Origin of the sequence: Limnohabitans sp. T6-5 (assembly GCF_003063315.1) — a bacterium.
In the GTDB taxonomy this organism is placed as follows: Bacteria; Pseudomonadota; Gammaproteobacteria; order Burkholderiales; family Burkholderiaceae_C; genus Limnohabitans_A.
In genome coordinates this window covers 216,853-231,823 of the sequence record NZ_NERV01000001.1, presented here as the reverse complement: position 1 = coordinate 231,823, position 14,971 = coordinate 216,853, and the positions used below count along the sequence as shown (strand labels likewise).

General features: G+C 62.7%; 14 protein-coding genes. 10 read left to right on the top strand and 4 right to left on the bottom strand.

Annotation, left to right across the window (positions count from 1 at the left end):
• The first annotated feature begins 89 nt into the window (after positions 1–89).
• Together amrB and amrS are read left to right on the top strand one after the other, a co-directional pair.
• Positions 90–1,793, top strand: coding sequence for an AmmeMemoRadiSam system protein B (gene amrB / locus B9Z51_RS00890; RefSeq protein ID WP_199227419.1), 1,704 nt, complete (start codon positions 90–92; stop codon positions 1,791–1,793).
• Positions 1,783–2,874, top strand: coding sequence for an AmmeMemoRadiSam system radical SAM enzyme (amrS, locus tag B9Z51_RS00885; RefSeq protein WP_108371024.1), 1,092 nt, complete (start codon positions 1,783–1,785; stop codon positions 2,872–2,874). The genes amrB and amrS overlap by 11 nt, the downstream gene beginning before the upstream one ends.
• Before the next feature lie 73 nt (positions 2,875–2,947).
• Here the strand turns inward: amrS and B9Z51_RS00880 are convergent, their stop codons facing one another.
• Entirely contained in the window at positions 2,948–5,059 is a 2,112-nt protein-coding gene (locus B9Z51_RS00880) for an alpha/beta hydrolase domain-containing protein (RefSeq protein ID WP_108371022.1), read from the bottom strand.
• 203 nt (positions 5,060–5,262) lie between these two features.
• On the opposite strand from B9Z51_RS00880, the gene B9Z51_RS00875 reads away from it, so the two are divergent.
• From B9Z51_RS00875 to B9Z51_RS00865, 3 genes are read left to right on the top strand one after another with little or no spacing between them, the layout of a single operon-like run.
• Positions 5,263–6,486 carry an MFS transporter gene (locus tag B9Z51_RS00875; protein ID WP_199227418.1) on the top strand — a complete coding sequence of 408 codons (1,224 nt, stop codon included), beginning with the start codon at positions 5,263–5,265 and terminating at the stop codon, positions 6,484–6,486.
• A 26-nt stretch (positions 6,487–6,512) separates the two neighbouring features.
• A complete protein-coding gene (locus tag B9Z51_RS00870; protein ID WP_108371020.1) occupies positions 6,513–7,010 on the top strand; it encodes a nuclear transport factor 2 family protein in 498 nt (165 codons plus the stop codon).
• Between the two features lie 31 nt (positions 7,011–7,041).
• Positions 7,042–7,854 carry an enoyl-CoA hydratase gene (locus tag B9Z51_RS00865; RefSeq protein WP_108372578.1) on the top strand — a complete coding sequence of 271 codons (813 nt, stop codon included), beginning with the start codon at positions 7,042–7,044 and terminating at the stop codon, positions 7,852–7,854.
• 22 nt (positions 7,855–7,876) lie between these two features.
• On the opposite strand, the gene B9Z51_RS00860 is transcribed toward B9Z51_RS00865, so the two are convergent.
• Positions 7,877–8,743, bottom strand: coding sequence for a CoA transferase (locus B9Z51_RS00860; RefSeq protein WP_108371018.1), 867 nt, complete (start codon positions 8,741–8,743; stop codon positions 7,877–7,879).
• A 131-nt stretch (positions 8,744–8,874) separates the two neighbouring features.
• Positions 8,875–10,074, bottom strand: a complete 1,200-nt coding sequence (gene pobA, locus B9Z51_RS00855) for a 4-hydroxybenzoate 3-monooxygenase (RefSeq protein ID WP_108371016.1) — start codon at positions 10,072–10,074, stop codon at positions 8,875–8,877.
• 243 nt (positions 10,075–10,317) lie between these two features.
• Here pobA and B9Z51_RS00850 point away from each other — a divergent pair, with 243 nt between their 5' ends.
• Positions 10,318–11,088 carry an IclR family transcriptional regulator C-terminal domain-containing protein gene (locus B9Z51_RS00850; protein WP_108371014.1) on the top strand — a complete coding sequence of 257 codons (771 nt, stop codon included), beginning with the start codon at positions 10,318–10,320 and terminating at the stop codon, positions 11,086–11,088.
• 162 nt (positions 11,089–11,250) lie between these two features.
• On the opposite strand, the gene B9Z51_RS00845 is transcribed toward B9Z51_RS00850, so the two are convergent.
• Positions 11,251–12,012 carry an SDR family NAD(P)-dependent oxidoreductase gene (locus B9Z51_RS00845; RefSeq protein ID WP_108371012.1) on the bottom strand — a complete coding sequence of 254 codons (762 nt, stop codon included), beginning with the start codon at positions 12,010–12,012 and terminating at the stop codon, positions 11,251–11,253.
• Positions 12,013–12,233: 221 nt separating this feature from the next.
• Here B9Z51_RS00845 and B9Z51_RS00840 point away from each other — a divergent pair, with 221 nt between their 5' ends.
• From B9Z51_RS00840 to B9Z51_RS00825, 4 genes are all read left to right on the top strand, one after another.
• Positions 12,234–13,343, top strand: a complete 1,110-nt coding sequence (locus B9Z51_RS00840) for an NAD(P)/FAD-dependent oxidoreductase (RefSeq protein ID WP_108372576.1) — start codon at positions 12,234–12,236, stop codon at positions 13,341–13,343.
• Positions 13,344–13,496: 153 nt separating this feature from the next.
• Positions 13,497–14,315: an acyl-CoA thioesterase II gene (locus tag B9Z51_RS00835; protein ID WP_108371010.1), complete on the top strand. Its 819-nt coding sequence runs from the start codon at positions 13,497–13,499 to the stop codon at positions 14,313–14,315.
• 70 nt (positions 14,316–14,385) lie between these two features.
• On the top strand, positions 14,386–14,685 hold the full coding sequence (locus tag B9Z51_RS00830; protein WP_108371008.1) for a BrnT family toxin: 300 nt from the start codon (positions 14,386–14,388) through the stop codon (positions 14,683–14,685).
• A complete protein-coding gene (locus B9Z51_RS00825) occupies positions 14,675–14,965 on the top strand; it encodes a BrnA antitoxin family protein (RefSeq protein WP_108371006.1) in 291 nt (96 codons plus the stop codon). The genes B9Z51_RS00830 and B9Z51_RS00825 overlap by 11 nt, the downstream gene beginning before the upstream one ends.
• The last annotated feature ends 6 nt before the right edge of the window (positions 14,966–14,971 follow it).

Below are 14,971 nucleotides of genomic sequence, written 5' to 3'. Positions count from 1 at the left end.
GCCTGTGCCGGCGCCTGAAATGTCCGCACTGAAGTGAAGTAAGCTTGCCTGCGATTTGTTCTTTGGACTTTTGGCAGGAAATCAGGACCATGTCTGAAACTTTGCACAACACCTCATCGGCCTCCGTGGCGAGCTGGATTCAGCAGGCTTTTGCTGCCTGGCAGGGCGGACAGCGTGAGCAGGCCTTGGGCTTATTGCAACAAGCCCACGCACATGCGCCAGACGATGTGGGGATCGAGGCCAATTTGGCACGGGTGGAGTTGGGCGTTGGCCGCGTGGAGGCGGCCCGTCACCGGGCTGCAGGTTTGGCCTTGAAGCAGCCTCAGGCGCAAGCTCTGGAGCAAGAACTGGCGCAAGCGTATCTGGCCATAGTGCGCCCACCCGCTTTGGCGGGGCGGTTTTACGCGGGGGATGCGGCGCAATTGGCCCGTGATGTGGATGCGGCCTTGTCACAGGCACAGCAGGCTCAGCAGGTGCGGGATGAGGTGCAGCCGCCCAAGGTGCTGGTGCTGCCGCATGCCGGGCATGTGTATTCGGGGGGCATGGCGGCGCAGGGCTATGCCTTGCTGCGCCCGCATTTGCAGCGCATTCGCAAGATCGTGATTTTGGGGCCGACTCACCGCATGGCGGTGCGGGGCGTGGCTTTGCCTGGCGTGGGCAGTTTTGCCACGCCTTTGGGGGGTGTGGAGGTGGATTCTTTGGCCGCGCATGCCGTGGCCGATTTGCCCTTTGTGCTGTCGGTGCCCGAAGCCCACGCGCAGGAGCACTGTCTGGAGGTGCATTTGCCCTTCATTCAGCGGCTGTGGGCCGGGCAGGAATTGCCCCGGGTATTGCCGCTGCTGGTGGGCGCGGTGTCGCCGCAAGATGTGGCCTTGCTGCTCGACCGACTGTGGGGCGGAGACGACACCTTGATCCTCATCAGCACGGACCTGTCGCACTTTCACACCTATGAACAGGCCTGCAGCATGGACCTGGCCACCTGCGCTCAGGTGCTGTCCATGGCGACTGACCTGAACCACCAGCAAGCCTGTGGCGCAACGCCGCTCAATGCGGCTTTGCTGCAAGCGCGCACCCGTGCTTTGCAGGTGCGGCAGCTGGGGTATTGCAACTCGGGCGACACAGCGGGCAACGCCCCCGAAGGCCGCCAGCGGGTGGTGGGGTATGCCAGCTTTGCTTTGTATGAGCCCCCCGTGCCAAGCGCGGTGTCTGGGCTGGATGCGCAAGCCGGAGCCAGTTTGCTGCAATTGGCACGGCACAGCTTGCACCGGGCCACAGCGGCTGCCCCAGTGTCTGCCCCGGTGCCTGCGCCCGCTGTGCAGGCCTTGAACGAATTGGGCGCGAGTTTTGTGACCTTGACCCAGGCGGGCCAGCTGCGCGGCTGCATTGGCAGCTTGCAGGCGCATCGGTCATTGCACGAAGACATCATGGCCAATGCGCAAGCCGCTGCTTTGAAAGACCCTCGCTTTGCCCCTGTGACGGCCCAAGAGGCGCCCACTCTGGCGGTGGAGGTGTCGGTCTTGACGGCGCCCGAGCCGCTGCCCTTTGCCAACGAATCGCACGCCCTGTGGCAGTTGCAGCCGCATGAGCACGGCGTGATCTTCAGCTGTGAGCATGAGGGGCGGGCCTATCGCAGCACCTTCTTGCCGCAGGTGTGGGATCAGTTGCCCGATCCGCGCAAGTTCATGGCGCAGCTCAAGCGCAAGGCGGGTTTGCCTTCTGACCATTGGTCGGATGCGGTGCGCCTGTCGGTGTACCGGGTGCAAAAGTTCACCGAGGCAGACCATGCAACCTGACACGCCATACCCCGCCCGCTGGTGGCAGATGCTGGCCGATGGCCGCATGCAGTGCGATCTGTGCCCGCGTGAGTGCAAGCTGCACGAGGGGCAGCGCGGTTTGTGTTTTGTGCGTCAGCGTGTGGGCGATCAGATGGTGCTGGACACCTATGGCCGCTCCAGCGGTTTTTGTCTGGACCCGGTCGAGAAAAAGCCGCTCAACCATTTTTATCCGGGCAGCAGCATCTTGAGCTTTGGCACTGCGGGGTGCAACCTGTCGTGCAAGTTTTGCCAGAACTGGGACATCTCCAAAAGCCGCGATGTCGACAAACTGGGTCAGCGTGTGATGCCCGCAGAAATTGCCGCCGCCTGCGTGCAACTGCAAACGCCGATGGTGGCCTTCACTTACAACGACCCGGTCATCTTTGCCGAGTACGCCATCGACACCGCGCAAGCTTGCCGTGCAGCGGGCGTGAAATCGGTGGCGGTCACGGCGGGTTTTATCCATGATGCGCCCCGGCGTGAGTTTTTTGCCCACATGGATGCGGCCAACATCGACCTCAAGGCCTTTACGCAAGACTTTTACAGCCAATGGTGCGCCGGAGATTTGAACAACGTGCTCGACACCCTGGTGCATGTGCGGCATGCCACCCGCTGCTGGCTGGAGGTCACCACTTTGCTGATTCCCGGGGCCAACGATTCGGATGCCGAACTCACGGCCCTGTCGCGCTGGATGGTGCGTGAGCTGGGGCCCGATGTGCCGCTGCATTTCACGGCCTTTCACCCGGACTACAAGATGCAGGACCGACCCCGCACCCCGCCCGAGACGCTGGCCCGAGCCAGGCACATCGCCATGGGCGAAGGCCTGCGCTTTGTCTACACCGGCAACGTGCACGATGCGCAAGGCGGCACGACCTTTTGCCCGCTGTGTCAGGCGCCCGTGCTGGTGCGTGACTGGCACCTGGTGACGCACAACGCCCTGCAGGGCAACCGTTGCGGGCACTGCGCGCATCCCTTGCCCGGGCACTTTGCGCCCGAGGGCCAGGCGTTCAAACCGTTTGGGCGCCAGCGCATTCCGGTGCGGTTTGAATCAGCGCCTTGACTGAAAAATTGGCGCCAAGTCACCCCGTAGGTCGCTGGCTTCAGCCCCGACAAGTGGCCTGATGTGCAGGCTTTCAGCGCAACACAGCGCTCTTTTGCGCGGCGTCGATCAGGTCTAGCGCGTCTTCAGGCAGCAAAAAGCGTTCTTGCACAGCGCGTTCAGTGGCCTTGCGCACGGCTTGCACATAGCCCTCGTGTGAGCCATAGCGCTCTTGCAAAGATGGGCGGGTGTCGCCGATGGCTTGACGCTCGGCAGCGGTCCTGGCAAAGGGCACCATGCCGCCCACGTAGTTGCAGATCTCGCCCTGGTGGAAGGGTTTGGCGCCGCCTGCTGTCACGTTCCAGCCCAGGTAAGTGCCCAGCGGTGCATCGAGCAGCACCACGGGCACGCCGCCCAGTTCATTGCCGTCGGCGTCGACTTTGGGCGCGTACATGGTCAGCACCTGTTTGATTTTGGGTGGCGCATTGCTGGGCACGCCCGAGCCATCCACCGCCTTGAAGCCGGGGCCCCAGTCGTAATCGTGCACGGGCATGATGAAGTCGCGCTCAGGCACAGTGGGGCGCAGGCCCGGCAGGCTGGGGTAGCCCAGCGCGGTTTTCTCGGCCACGGCCAGCTGGTTTTTGGCCAGCGTGGGGTAGCGGCTGGCGGGCGGCTCGGTGCCTTTCATGACCCAGTGGCGAAAGTGCAAGCGCAAGGCGTTGACAGTCTCTTTGTGCGGGACAGGGTTGGCAGGCAGCAGGCCCTGGCCAAAGTTGTTGCCTGGGCACATGGGGCCTGCCTTGGGCAGGGCCGCACCGGGAATGCTGGTGTCAAAGCCGCCCGCGCCACCGCCGTGGTTGCTGCTGGCAATGTAATAGCGCTTGACGTTGGCGGGCAGGGGCAGATCTTGCTTGGCGTCGGTGCCGATCCACTCGGGCGTGAGCTTCAAAGCCCAGACTTCGGCCGAGCCGAAATGCTCCATGATCTTGGGGCAGGTGCGGGTCTGGGTGCAGCGGTCCAGGATGCCTGCTGCGGGTGTGCCGCGCACCGGGTCGGGGTGGGGCAGCCACCACTGTGGGCCTTCGCTGCCTGCCTGGTACAGCTCCAACACGCCGTCGGGCTGCGCCCAGCGGAAGTTGAGCGCAATGCGGCGGCCCGCGATGATGGGCCACAGGCCTTCGTGCACTTGTTGACCCGCTTCGTCCTGGTTGAAGCCCAGGTGCAGCCAGCCTCGCAGGTAGTTGCCTGACTGCGAGATGCCCCGCGCAATGCTGTGCGTGACGGTGCTGGCCACCGGGTTGGGGGTGCCCGCGTCGTCGGCCTTGGCGTGCTTGAAGAACACGGCCACATCGCGCCAGGCGGCAAAGCCGATGCCCAGCACATAGGGGTCTTGCGCCGTGAAGACGACCTGGTACATGCGCTTGGCGTCAAAGCCGTTTTTCAGGCAAATCTGTGTGGGGTCGGGCGTGCCCGGAAAGGGGTTTTGCGCGTCGCACTTGGCCCAGGCCCAGTCGGTGGGGGCGATGGTTTGCTCGTCAAAGACTTCGCCATTCATGTTCTCGCGCCCGCGAGAGACCAGGGTGGCTTTGGCGGTGTCGAGGCTCGCGGGTTTGTAGGGCACAGGGTTGGTCTGCACCATGAGCGGCTGCGAGGCCGGGCCTGCGCGGTTGACGATGCGGGCGAACACCTGGCCCTGGACGGTGCTGCCGTCGGCGTTGCGCGCCACAGGCACTTGCAAAAACTGCATGCCGTCGATGCTGGCCTTGGGTTTGACAGCGGTAGCGCCCGCGTTGTCACCTTGCCAGGCGCTGAGCAGACCGATGTCGCCTGCCGCCAGCTCATGCTCAGCGGGCAAGCCCACCCGGCCCCGGTTGGGCACGTCGTGCCACATCAGGCCGCTGGCGTCTTTGAGGTTCACGGGCTTGTAGATCACAAAGGACGCCATGTAGCGGACTTTGCCGTCGGCGTCTTTGGCCAGTTCGATGTCCTGGATGATGGCGTTTTGTGCGAGTTTGGGGTCCAGCTCGCCAAAGGCGCGGCCAACGACTTGCTCATAAGCGATGCCCGCAGGTTTGCCGGGCGCGGCAGGTGATGCGGCAACAGGCCGGGTGTCGTCGATCACGATGCGGGTGACACGGGCTTGGGCGTTGTGGCTGGCCAGGCTGAGCATGGCCGTGGCCAAGAGCCAAGGGGTGGATGCGTTCATGAAAGCTCCAAGATGTGCCAGATGGCAGTGGCGTTCAATTCAACCGGAATCGCCGAGGGGCTTCAAGGGTGCAGACCCCAAGGGGTGGGGCTGCAAGGGCCTCATCAGCCGCCTTGGTGACAGTGCAGCGCCTGCCCCTGAAGCATGCGCGACTGCTTGCCTTGCAGGCAGGCTCTAGCATGGTGAGCATCGAAAGGTTTTTGATGTCGCTCCCTTTTCCAGTTTCATTTCAACGTTTGGCTTTGTCCAACCTCTTGGCCCAATCGGCGGAGCAGTTGAGTCTGGCTGCTGTGCCGATGGTGGCGGTGCTGATGCTCAAGGCGGGGCCAGGTGAGATCGGTTTGCTCGCCTCTGTTCAGTCTTTGCCTTTCTTGCTGATGTCCATGCCATTGGGGCTGCTGGCTGACCGCACTTCGCGCACACGCCTGATGGCCTTGGCCGAGGCCTTGCGGGCACTGGCCTTGTTGCTCTTGTTGGCTTTGATTCTCACAGGACATGTTTCGATCATGGCCCTGGCTGTCATCGGCTTCATGGCGGCTGTGGGCACGGTGGCGTTCAGCGTGGCCGCGCCATCGCTGGTGCCTGCTTTGGTGCAGGTGGAAGGGCTGGCGCGTGCCAATGGCCGCTTGGAGCTGGCACGCAGCGCCGCCTTTGCCGCGGGGCCTGCTTTGGCCGGTGCGCTGATCGCTTGGACCGGGGCGTCGGCCGCGTTTGTGCTGTCGGGCATGTTGTCGGTGGCTGCGGTGTTGTGCTTGCGCGGCATTGCTGAGCCTGCGCGCGCTGCCATGCCTGCGCGCCACCCCTTGCTGGAGTTGCAAGACGGTGCCAAGTGGGTGTGGCAGAGCGATTTGCTCAGGCCCATGGTGTTTTGCTCGGTGGCCTGGAACATCTCGTGGTTCATGCTGCAAGCGGCTTATGTGCCCTATGCCATCAACGACCTGGGGCTGGATGCCAGTGGTGTGGGGGTGACGCTGGCTTTGTATGGCGTGGGCATGATCGTGGGGTCTTTGCTGGCACCGCGCGTGGTGGCGGCATTGCCCTTTGGGCAGGCGATTTTGGTGGGGCCTTATTTCTCGGTGCTGGCGGCCATCACCATGGCGCTCACCCTGTATTGGCCGCACGGCTGGGTGGCCGCTTTGTCTTATTTTTTGTACGGTGCCGGCCCGATCCTGTGGGTCATCACCTCGACCACTTTGCGCCAGACCGTCACGCCGCGCGCCATGATCGGGCGGGTCACATCCATCATCATCGTGGCGAGCACGGGCGCACGGCCTTTGGGCGCGGCGCTGGGCGGCTTGTTGGGGGTGTATTTTCCGGCCTCGGTCAGCCTGTGGTGTGTGGTGCTGGGCTTTGGGCTGCAGGCCGTCATCATCAGCGCGTCCAAGGTGCGCACACTCAAGCGATTGCCTGACCCTTTGCCCGATTGAAGTGAACTACGACAGGAGACAACATCATGGAACAACACGATTTCGAGGCCTTGCTCAAGCGGTTTTCTGCCGCCGCCGAAGCGGGCGATGGCGAGGCCTTTGCCCAGTGCTTCACGCCCGACGGTGTCTACCACGACTACATCTACGGAGACCACACGGGCCGTGCCGACATCGCCCACATGATGAACGACCTGTTTCACCGCGATGCCGGACCGGATTACCGCTGGGAGATGTTCGAGCCCGTGTGCCAAGGGCATCTGGCGTATGCACGGTCTTTGTCGAGTTTCACCTCCAAGGTGCCTGAATTTGCGGGGCGGCAGGTGGTGATCGACGGCATCAGCCGTTTTGAGCTGCGTGACGGGCTGATCTGCGACTACAGCGAATCGGTCAATGGCGGTGTGGCCATGGTGCAGCTGGGGGTGGCTGCGCCACGCCTGGAAAAGGTGCTCAAGCGCTGGAGCCAGCAGCTGCTGGACCAGCCCGCCACCCAAGCGTTTTTGGCCCGTGGCAAACGCACCGTGTGAATTGTTCAATGCTGCTTTGAAAGGATTTGCCATGACTTACCAAGACATCACCTACAACGTCGAGCACCGCATCGCGACCATCACCTTGAACCGACCCGACAAGCTCAATGCCTGGACCAACGTCATGGAGCGCGAGGTGCGCCTGGCCATGGACGCGGCCGCCGCAGACGACGGTGTGCGCGCCATCGTGCTCACAGGGGCAGGGCGGGGCTTTTGCGCGGGGGCCGACATGGATTTGCTCAAGGGCTTGGACCCGAGCGACATCACCGCCACGACATGGACGAAACCTTTGGATGTGAACCAGCGGCTGGACTACCAGACGCGTTATGGGTTTTACCCGGCGATCCCCAAGCCCGTGATCGGCATGCTCAATGGCGCCACAGCAGGCATTGGGCTGGTGCATGCCTTGTATTGCGACATCCGCTTTGCAGCCGACAACGCGGTGTTCACCACCGCGTTTTCAAGGCGCGGGCTGATTGCCGAGCATGGCCTGAGCTGGATGTTGCCCCGCATCGTGGGCCACGCCAACGCGATGGATTTGCTGCTGTCGGCCCGCAAGGTGCTGGCCCCCGAGGCGCAGGCCATGGGTTTGGTCAACAAGGTGTTTGCGCCTGAGGCTTTGGCCGCCGCAACTTACGCCTATGCGCGTGACTTGGTGGACAACGTGTCGCCGCGCTCGATGGCCGTCATCAAGCGCCAGCAGTACGAGGCGCCGTTCCAGACCTTGGCAGAAAACACCCGTCAGGCCAACGCCGAGATGGCCCGCAGTTTCGTCAGTGATGACTTCCGCGAAGGCGTGGCGCATTTCATGGAAAAACGCGCCCCGCAATTCACGGGCCAATGAGTTGGCCGCCGCTGGTAGCGGCTTATTTGAGGGTCATCAGCGGGATGTCTTTGGCCGTGGCCAGCTTGTCCAGCTGGGCACGCGTTTGGCTTGCCAAGAAGGCTTCGATGGCTTTGCGGGTCGCGGGCTTGAACAGGTCTTTGACCGGGTGCGACAGCTGGACGCCAGCGGCTTCGCACAGGCTGACCGCAAAGTGCGGCTCCAGCGCCGCCACGGCCACGCGGCCGTTCTTGCAGGCATAGATGCGGTAGCCCGCGTGCGCACCGCCCACCGCACCGTCGGGCGTGGTCATGCGCAGCTGGCGGGGCAGGGCCAGCCAGGCGGCGGCGTCAGACAAGGCCACTTCGTGGCGCGAGCCTTTGCCCGTGGTTTTGAGCGAGATGATCGCCTTGAGGGTTGCTTCGCTGGCCATGAGTGCGCCGCCCATGTCGGCAAACAAACTCGGGGGCAGGTCCATGCCGTTGACCAAGCCCACTTCGGCTTGGTACGTCAGATCGTGACCCGGGATCTCGGCCAGCGGGCCGGGGGCACCGACCACTTCGATCAGGCTGAGCGCGGGGTATTGCTTGTGCAGGGTCTTCCAGCTCAGGCCCAGCTTGGTCAGGGCCGAAGGGCGGAACGAAGTCAGCAGCACATCGGTCTTGGGCAATAGTTTGTGCAAGGCGGCTTGGCCTGCCTCGGTTTTAAGGTCCAGTGTGTGGTGTTTCACGCCCTGGTGCATCAGCGCATAACCATCGGGCGTGTAGTGCTGCATGGGGTCGCCAGAGGGCGGGTTGATCTTGGTGCAGCTGGCGCCCATTTGGGCCAGCCGCATCAGGGCCGCAGGGCCGGGCAGGTTGAGGGCCAGGCTGACGACACGGATGCCGCGAAGGGTTTTGGTAGTGCTCATGTACAGATCATAGTGTGAATGGGCTCTGGTTTTGTGGGAGCGGCGCCCTCGCCGCGATGGATGAACCAGGGCTTGTGCACGGGTTCTATCGCGACGGGGGCGTCGCTCCTACAAGGGGGATATCTCGCCGTTTATTTGTCACCAAAATTCAGTGGCAGCCCCACGTAGTTTTCGGCGATGGTTTTGGAGCCCGATTCGCTGTGGATCAGGTAATCCAGTTCGGCGTCCTGAAACTTCTGGCCGATGTCGCCGTTTTCCGGGAAGTTGTGCATCAGGCTGGTGAACCACCAGGAAAAGCGCTCTGCGCGCCAGATGCGGCGCAGGCAACGCTCTGAATACGCGTCGATGCCTGCTTCGGAGTTGTCCTGGTAGTACTCGATGATGGCAGTGGACAGGTACTTCACGTCGGTAGCGGCCAGGTTCAGGCCCTTGGCGCCTGTGGGCGGCACGATGTGCGCGGCGTCACCCGCCAGGAACATGCGGCCAAAGCGCATCGGCTCGGTCACAAAGCTGCGCAGCGGGGCAATGCTTTTTTCGATGCTGGGGCCAGTGACCAGGTGCTCACGGGCTTCGGGGTCGAGGCGCTTGCGCAGCTCTTCCCAAAAGGCTTCATCGCTCCAGTCTTCGACCTTGTCGGTCAGTGGCACTTGCAGGTAGTAGCGGCTACGCGTAGCGCTGCGCTGCGAGCACAGGGCAAAGCCACGCGTGCTGTTGGCGTAAATGAGTTCTTCGTGCACAGGCGGGGTGTCTGAGAGCACGCCCAGCCAGCCGAAGGGGTAGACCTTTTCGTATTCACGGATCTTGTCTTTGGGCGCGCTGGCGCGGCAGACGCCGTGAAAGCCGTCGCAGCCCGCGATGAAGTCGCACTCGATGGTGTGGGTTTGGCCGTCTTTTTCGTAAGTGACGCGGGGCTTGGCCGAGTCGAACTCGTGGACCTGCACGTTGACCGCTTCGTAGATGGTGGGCAAGCCTGCGGCCTGTCGGGCGTCCATCAGGTCGCGGGTGACTTCGGTCTGGCCGTACACCATGACGTTTTTGCCACCCGTGAGATTGTTCATGTTGATGCGGTGGCGTGCGCCCTTGAACAGCAGGTCAAAGCCGCCGTGGACCAAGCCTTCTTTGTGCATGCGCTGGCCCACACCGGCTTCGTCCAGCAGGTCCATGGTCACCTGCTCGAGCACCCCTGCGCGGATGCGCGAGAGCACATAGTCGCCTGTTTGACGCTCTACGATGATGGCGTCGATACCGGCTTTGTAGAGGAGTTGCCCGAGCAGCAAGCCCGAGGGGCCTGCACCAATGATGGCAACCTGGGTGCGGGTGGCTTTGGTCATGAAAAGTCTCCGGGAATTTGGGTAAAAAACAATGTTCGCAAGCTTAGGCAGGAAGAAGGTGTTTGAATTGGCTGCAGATCCGAGTTTGTGCGAATGGTGTTTTTTGTGTGCGATGATCGCGCAAATTAATGCAGGTCAATTGAGTTGACTTACAAACCATGTCGGGGCTGAAGCCACCGACCCAAGAAATTTCCTGTGGATCGGTGGCTTCAGCCCCGACATCTCTCTGGAGCATCTTCAACCATGACGATAGCCAAAGCGGACTACATCGAAGGCCTGGCCAAAGGCCTGGCCGTGCTCGAAGCCTTTGACACCGAACGCCAGCGCCTGAACGCCACGCTGGCATCGCAGCGCACCGGCATCACGCGGGCGGCGGCGCGGCGGCATTTGCTCACGCTGGCCGAACTGGGCTATTTGGAAACCGACGGCAGCCACTATTGGTTGTCGGCCCGAGTGTTGCGCTTTGCGGGCAGCTACATGGCCACCTCGCGCCTGCCGCGCACGCTGCAGCCCACGCTCAACCGCCTGGCGCAGCAAACGCAAGCGGCCTTCAGCGCTGTGGTGCTAGATGGCGGTGAGGGCGTGATCGTGGCACGCAGCGCAGGTGTGGCCGAACCCGTGAGGCAACTGGCCTATGGCCTGCACTTGGGGGCGCGTTTGCCCGCACACGCCACGTCCACCGGGCGCATGCTGTTGGCGTGCTGGCCCAAGGCCGAGTTCAACGTCTGGCTCAAGGGCCGCGAGCTGGCTCGTATCACCCCACAAACGGAAGTGGGCTTGGCGCGTTTCAAGACATTGATTGACAAGGTGAGACTGGACGATTACTGCCTGGCCCGCGATGCGCACGAGTTGGGTATCCAAGCATTGGCTGTGCCCTTGCGCAACATGCAAGGACAGACGTTGGCTGCGTTGAATGTGGTGGGCACTGCCGAACAGTTGTCGGACGGTGCGGTGGAGCGCAAGTGGTTGCCCTTGCTGCTGGACGCGGCGCGTGAGTTGCGGCCTTTGTTGTGAGGGCAATAAGTACTTGCGCTGCGGCAGGCGATAGCGGTCAGGCATTGCATGTCGGAGTCTTCGACCGCCGACCTACAACAACTTGTTCAGTGATGACGTGAATGGTTTTGCGGGTCGGTACTCGCAGAGTCCGACCTGTTACGTAATTGCAGTGGTTTGCACTCAGCGAATCATCATCCCACCGTCGGCCACGATGGTCTGACCCGTCACGTACTGCCCGGCCGGGCTGGCCAAAAACACCGCGATGCCGCCAATGTCATCGGCCTCGCCCATGCGGCGCAGCGGCGTTTCGTTGTTGTACTTGGCGCTCAGCACAGGGTCCTCGTGCAGGGCCTTGGCAAAGTCGGTTTTGATCAAGCCCGGGGCGATGCAGTTCACCCGGATGTTGTCTGGACCCCATTCCACCGCCAGGTTGCGCGCCAGTTGCATGTCGGCTGCCTTGGAGATGTTGTACGCCCCGATGATGGCCGAGCCGTGCAGGCCACCGATCGATGACACGATCACGATGGCGCCGTCCTTTTTGGCCTTCATGTCGGGGTAGACCATGGTGCACAGCCAGGTGTTGGCCAGCACGTTGTTGCGCATGACCTTGTCGAACACCTCGTCGCTCATGCCCGTGGTGGGGCCGTAATAGGGGTTGGTGGCCGCGTTACACACCAAGATGTCGATGGGACCCCACGCTTGGCGGGTTTGGTCGATCAGGTTTTGAAGCTGCTCTTTGCTCGAAAGACTGGCGGTCATCGCCATCGCCTCGCCGCCTGCGGCCTGAATCTCCTTGACCACGACCTCGCAAGCATCCAGCTTGCGGCTGGATACCACCACTTTGGCGCCTTGCTTGGCCAGCTGGTGTGCGATGGATCGGCCAATGCCCCGGCTGGAACCCGTGACGACGGCGACTTTGCCTTTCAGATTGAACAGCGACATGAAACTATCTCCTTGTTTGAATGACTGGCAGTCTGCCTGCGCTCGGTGCGGGTGTCTGTCTTGCGGGTGTCACCTCTTGGGGCGGATCTACCTCTTTTGAGGTCGCCTTGCCTTGTGTGGGAGCCCCGCCCTCGGGGCGATGGCTTGTGGTCTGCGAGAGGCCTATCGCGGCGAGGGCGCCGCTCCTACATGACACCGCTCTCTGAGCCACAATGCTGCCCATGGAACAAATCGATGCTGTGGTGATCGGGGCCGGCGTGGTCGGCCTGGCGGTGGGGCGGGCGCTGGCGCTCTCGGGCCGCGAGGTGATGGTGCTCGAATCGGAAAACGCCATCGGCACGGGCACCAGCTCGCGCAACAGCGAGGTCATCCACGCGGGCATTTATTACCCTGCTGGCTCGCTCAAGGCGCGGCTGTGTGTGCAAGGCAAGCAAATGCTTTACGCCTATTGCGTTGAGCGCGGCGTGGCGCACCAGCGGCTGGGCAAGCTGATCGTGGCCACAACTCCTGAGCAAGTGCTGGCGCTGGACGGCATCGTCGCCAAAGCCGCGGCCAACGGTGTGCATGATTTGCAAAAACTCACGGCTGCCCAGGCCCAGGCGATGGAACCAACGCTCTCTTGCGACGCGGCGCTGCTTTCGCCCAGCACGGGCGTGGTGGACAGCCACGGCCTGATGCTCGCCCTGCAAGGCGATATGGAAAACGCAGGCGGTCTGCTGGCGCTGGTATCACCCGTGCAGCGCATTGGCGTGAAGCACGGCACCGCCACGCACCCGATCCGCGTGACCACGCAAGACGGCACCGAGCTGGCGTGCCAAGTGCTGGTCAACGCCGCAGGTCTGAATGCCGTCGCGCTGGCCGAGCGCATGGACGGGTTGGACAAAAGCCTGCTGCCGTCAGCGCATTTCGCTAAGGGCAACTATTTCACCCTGGCGGGTAAGGTGCCGTTCTCCCGCTTGATCTACCCCGTGCCCGAAAAAGCCGGTTTGGGTGTGCACCTGACGCTGGACTTGGGCGGGCAGGCCAAGTTCGGGCCTGACGTGCAATGGGTCGAGGACCCCACGGACTTGCAAGTTGACCCGCGCCGGGGCGACGCCTTTTATGCCGAGGTGCGCAAGTATTGGCCGGGTTTGGCCGATGGCGCTTTGCAGGCGGGTTATGCAGGCATGCGACCCAAGATCAATGCACCGCACGAAGCGGCTGCCGACTTCATGATCCAAGGCCCCGCCGAGCATGGCGTGCCGGGGCTGGTGAACCTGCTGGGCATCGAGTCGCCGGGCTTGACCAGCTCGCTGGCGATTGCGCAAGAGGTCTGCGCCCGGCTGGGTTGATCGCTTGTGAGACAGCGCAGGCTCCGGCGTGCACCTATGCTGCACTTGATCGCCGCGAGGGCGCGGCTCCCACAGAGACAAGGCCATTGTCCAACGTGTGGGAGCGACGCCCTCGTCGCGAAGACACCATGATCCACCAGCCCCATTTTTCGCATGCACCCTCTCGACGAAGCCATTGACCTGAAAGCCTCAGAGCGTCAGGACTTGCCCCACGAATTCACGGGCGCGACCCACCCAGCCTACGCCAACATGATTGGGCCCTTTGGTGGCACCACTTCGGCGCAGTTGCTGCAGTCGGCCATGCTGCACCCAGAGCGCTTGGGCGAACCCGTGGCCCTTACGGTCAACTTTGCGGCTCCGGTGGCCGATGGCGAGATCCGTTTTGTGGCGCGACCCGTGCGCACCAACCGATCGACCCAGCACTGGATCATCGAAGCCCATCAGACCGAAGGCGTGGTGGCCACCGCCACAGCCGTGTTTGCCGTGCGGCGCGAGACCTGGTCAGACGTGGAGGCCGTGATGCCCGCCAACGTGCCCGCGCCCGACGCCGTGCCCCGCATGCCCGTGAAGGGTATGCCCGCCTGGCCGCAGCGTTACGACATGCGCTTTGTCGAAGGCGCGTTCCCCGCTGCCTTTGACGAGCAGGAGCAAGCCCATTCGCGCTCAACCTTGTGGGTGCGCGACGAGCCCGAGCGGGCGATGGACTTTGCCTCATTGGTCGCCATCAGCGACAGCTTCTTCCCGCGCATCTACATCCGCCGCCGTCGCCGCGCCTTGATTGGCACGGTGTCCCTCACCACCTATTTCCACGCCGACAGCGCCTTGCTGGCGCAGGTTGGCACGCGCCATGTGCTGGGTGTGGCCAAGGCACTCAACTACCGCCACGGCTACTTTGACCAGACCGGCGAGCTGTGGAGTCCCGAAGGTCAGCTGCTGGCGAGCACGCACCAACTGGTGTATTTCAAGGACTGAGCTCAGGGACTGAGTTCACCAATGGTCTAAAAGCCTTGACAGCTTGATTATTTGCATCTACATTAATTCAATGGATGCCAAGTTGAGTTGGGATGAAACCAAAAGGCAAATCAACCTGCGCAAGCACGGTCTGGACTTTGCCTTGGCAGGTGTTGTCCTCGATTCACGCTATCGGCTGGACATTCCGGTGGTTCGCGGCAACGAGCCAAGAATTTTGTCCATGTCTTATGCCATGGGTTTTTTGGCTGTCTTGACGGTGGTGCACACGTCGCGCGATGCGTCGATCCGGGTCATCAGTTTCCGCCGTGCCAGCCGCGAAGAAAGAGAGGCTTACCTTGTCTGGATCGAAAACGAATGCGATGAGCCGTAAAGACGTGATCACGGCGTTGAAGGCCAAAGAGCGCGAAGCGCCTTATGTGTGGGATGGCCAGGACGAGGACGAGCGCCCGGCAACGCCTGAGGAGTTGGCGCACGGTTTGGCGTTGGTCCGCAAACGCGGCAGGCCTGCGGGCAGTGGCGTCAAGGAGCAGGTGGCCATCCGCCTGGACAAGGACATCCTAGAGGCGTTTCGTGCCCAAGGACAGGGCTGGCAAACGCGCATCAACCAGGCTTTGAGGAACTACTTGGCAGAGCACCCTGCGCAGCCGTGACAACTC

Coding starts and splice junctions, on each gene's coding strand:
- amrB (WP_199227419.1), top strand. CDS start 90: ATGTCTGAAACTTTGCACAACACCTCATCGGCCTCCGTGGCGAGCTGG.
- amrS (WP_108371024.1), top strand. CDS start 1,783: ATGCAACCTGACACGCCATACCCCGCCCGCTGGTGGCAGATGCTGGCC.
- B9Z51_RS00880 (WP_108371022.1), bottom strand. CDS start 5,059: ATGAACGCATCCACCCCTTGGCTCTTGGCCACGGCCATGCTCAGCCTG.
- B9Z51_RS00875 (WP_199227418.1), top strand. CDS start 5,263: ATGTCGCTCCCTTTTCCAGTTTCATTTCAACGTTTGGCTTTGTCCAAC.
- B9Z51_RS00870 (WP_108371020.1), top strand. CDS start 6,513: ATGGAACAACACGATTTCGAGGCCTTGCTCAAGCGGTTTTCTGCCGCC.
- B9Z51_RS00865 (WP_108372578.1), top strand. CDS start 7,042: ATGACTTACCAAGACATCACCTACAACGTCGAGCACCGCATCGCGACC.
- B9Z51_RS00860 (WP_108371018.1), bottom strand. CDS start 8,743: ATGAGCACTACCAAAACCCTTCGCGGCATCCGTGTCGTCAGCCTGGCC.
- pobA (WP_108371016.1), bottom strand. CDS start 10,074: ATGACCAAAGCCACCCGCACCCAGGTTGCCATCATTGGTGCAGGCCCC.
- B9Z51_RS00850 (WP_108371014.1), top strand. CDS start 10,318: ATGACGATAGCCAAAGCGGACTACATCGAAGGCCTGGCCAAAGGCCTG.
- B9Z51_RS00845 (WP_108371012.1), bottom strand. CDS start 12,012: ATGTCGCTGTTCAATCTGAAAGGCAAAGTCGCCGTCGTCACGGGTTCC.
- B9Z51_RS00840 (WP_108372576.1), top strand. CDS start 12,234: ATGGAACAAATCGATGCTGTGGTGATCGGGGCCGGCGTGGTCGGCCTG.
- B9Z51_RS00835 (WP_108371010.1), top strand. CDS start 13,497: ATGCACCCTCTCGACGAAGCCATTGACCTGAAAGCCTCAGAGCGTCAG.
- B9Z51_RS00830 (WP_108371008.1), top strand. CDS start 14,386: ATGGATGCCAAGTTGAGTTGGGATGAAACCAAAAGGCAAATCAACCTG.
- B9Z51_RS00825 (WP_108371006.1), top strand. CDS start 14,675: ATGAGCCGTAAAGACGTGATCACGGCGTTGAAGGCCAAAGAGCGCGAA.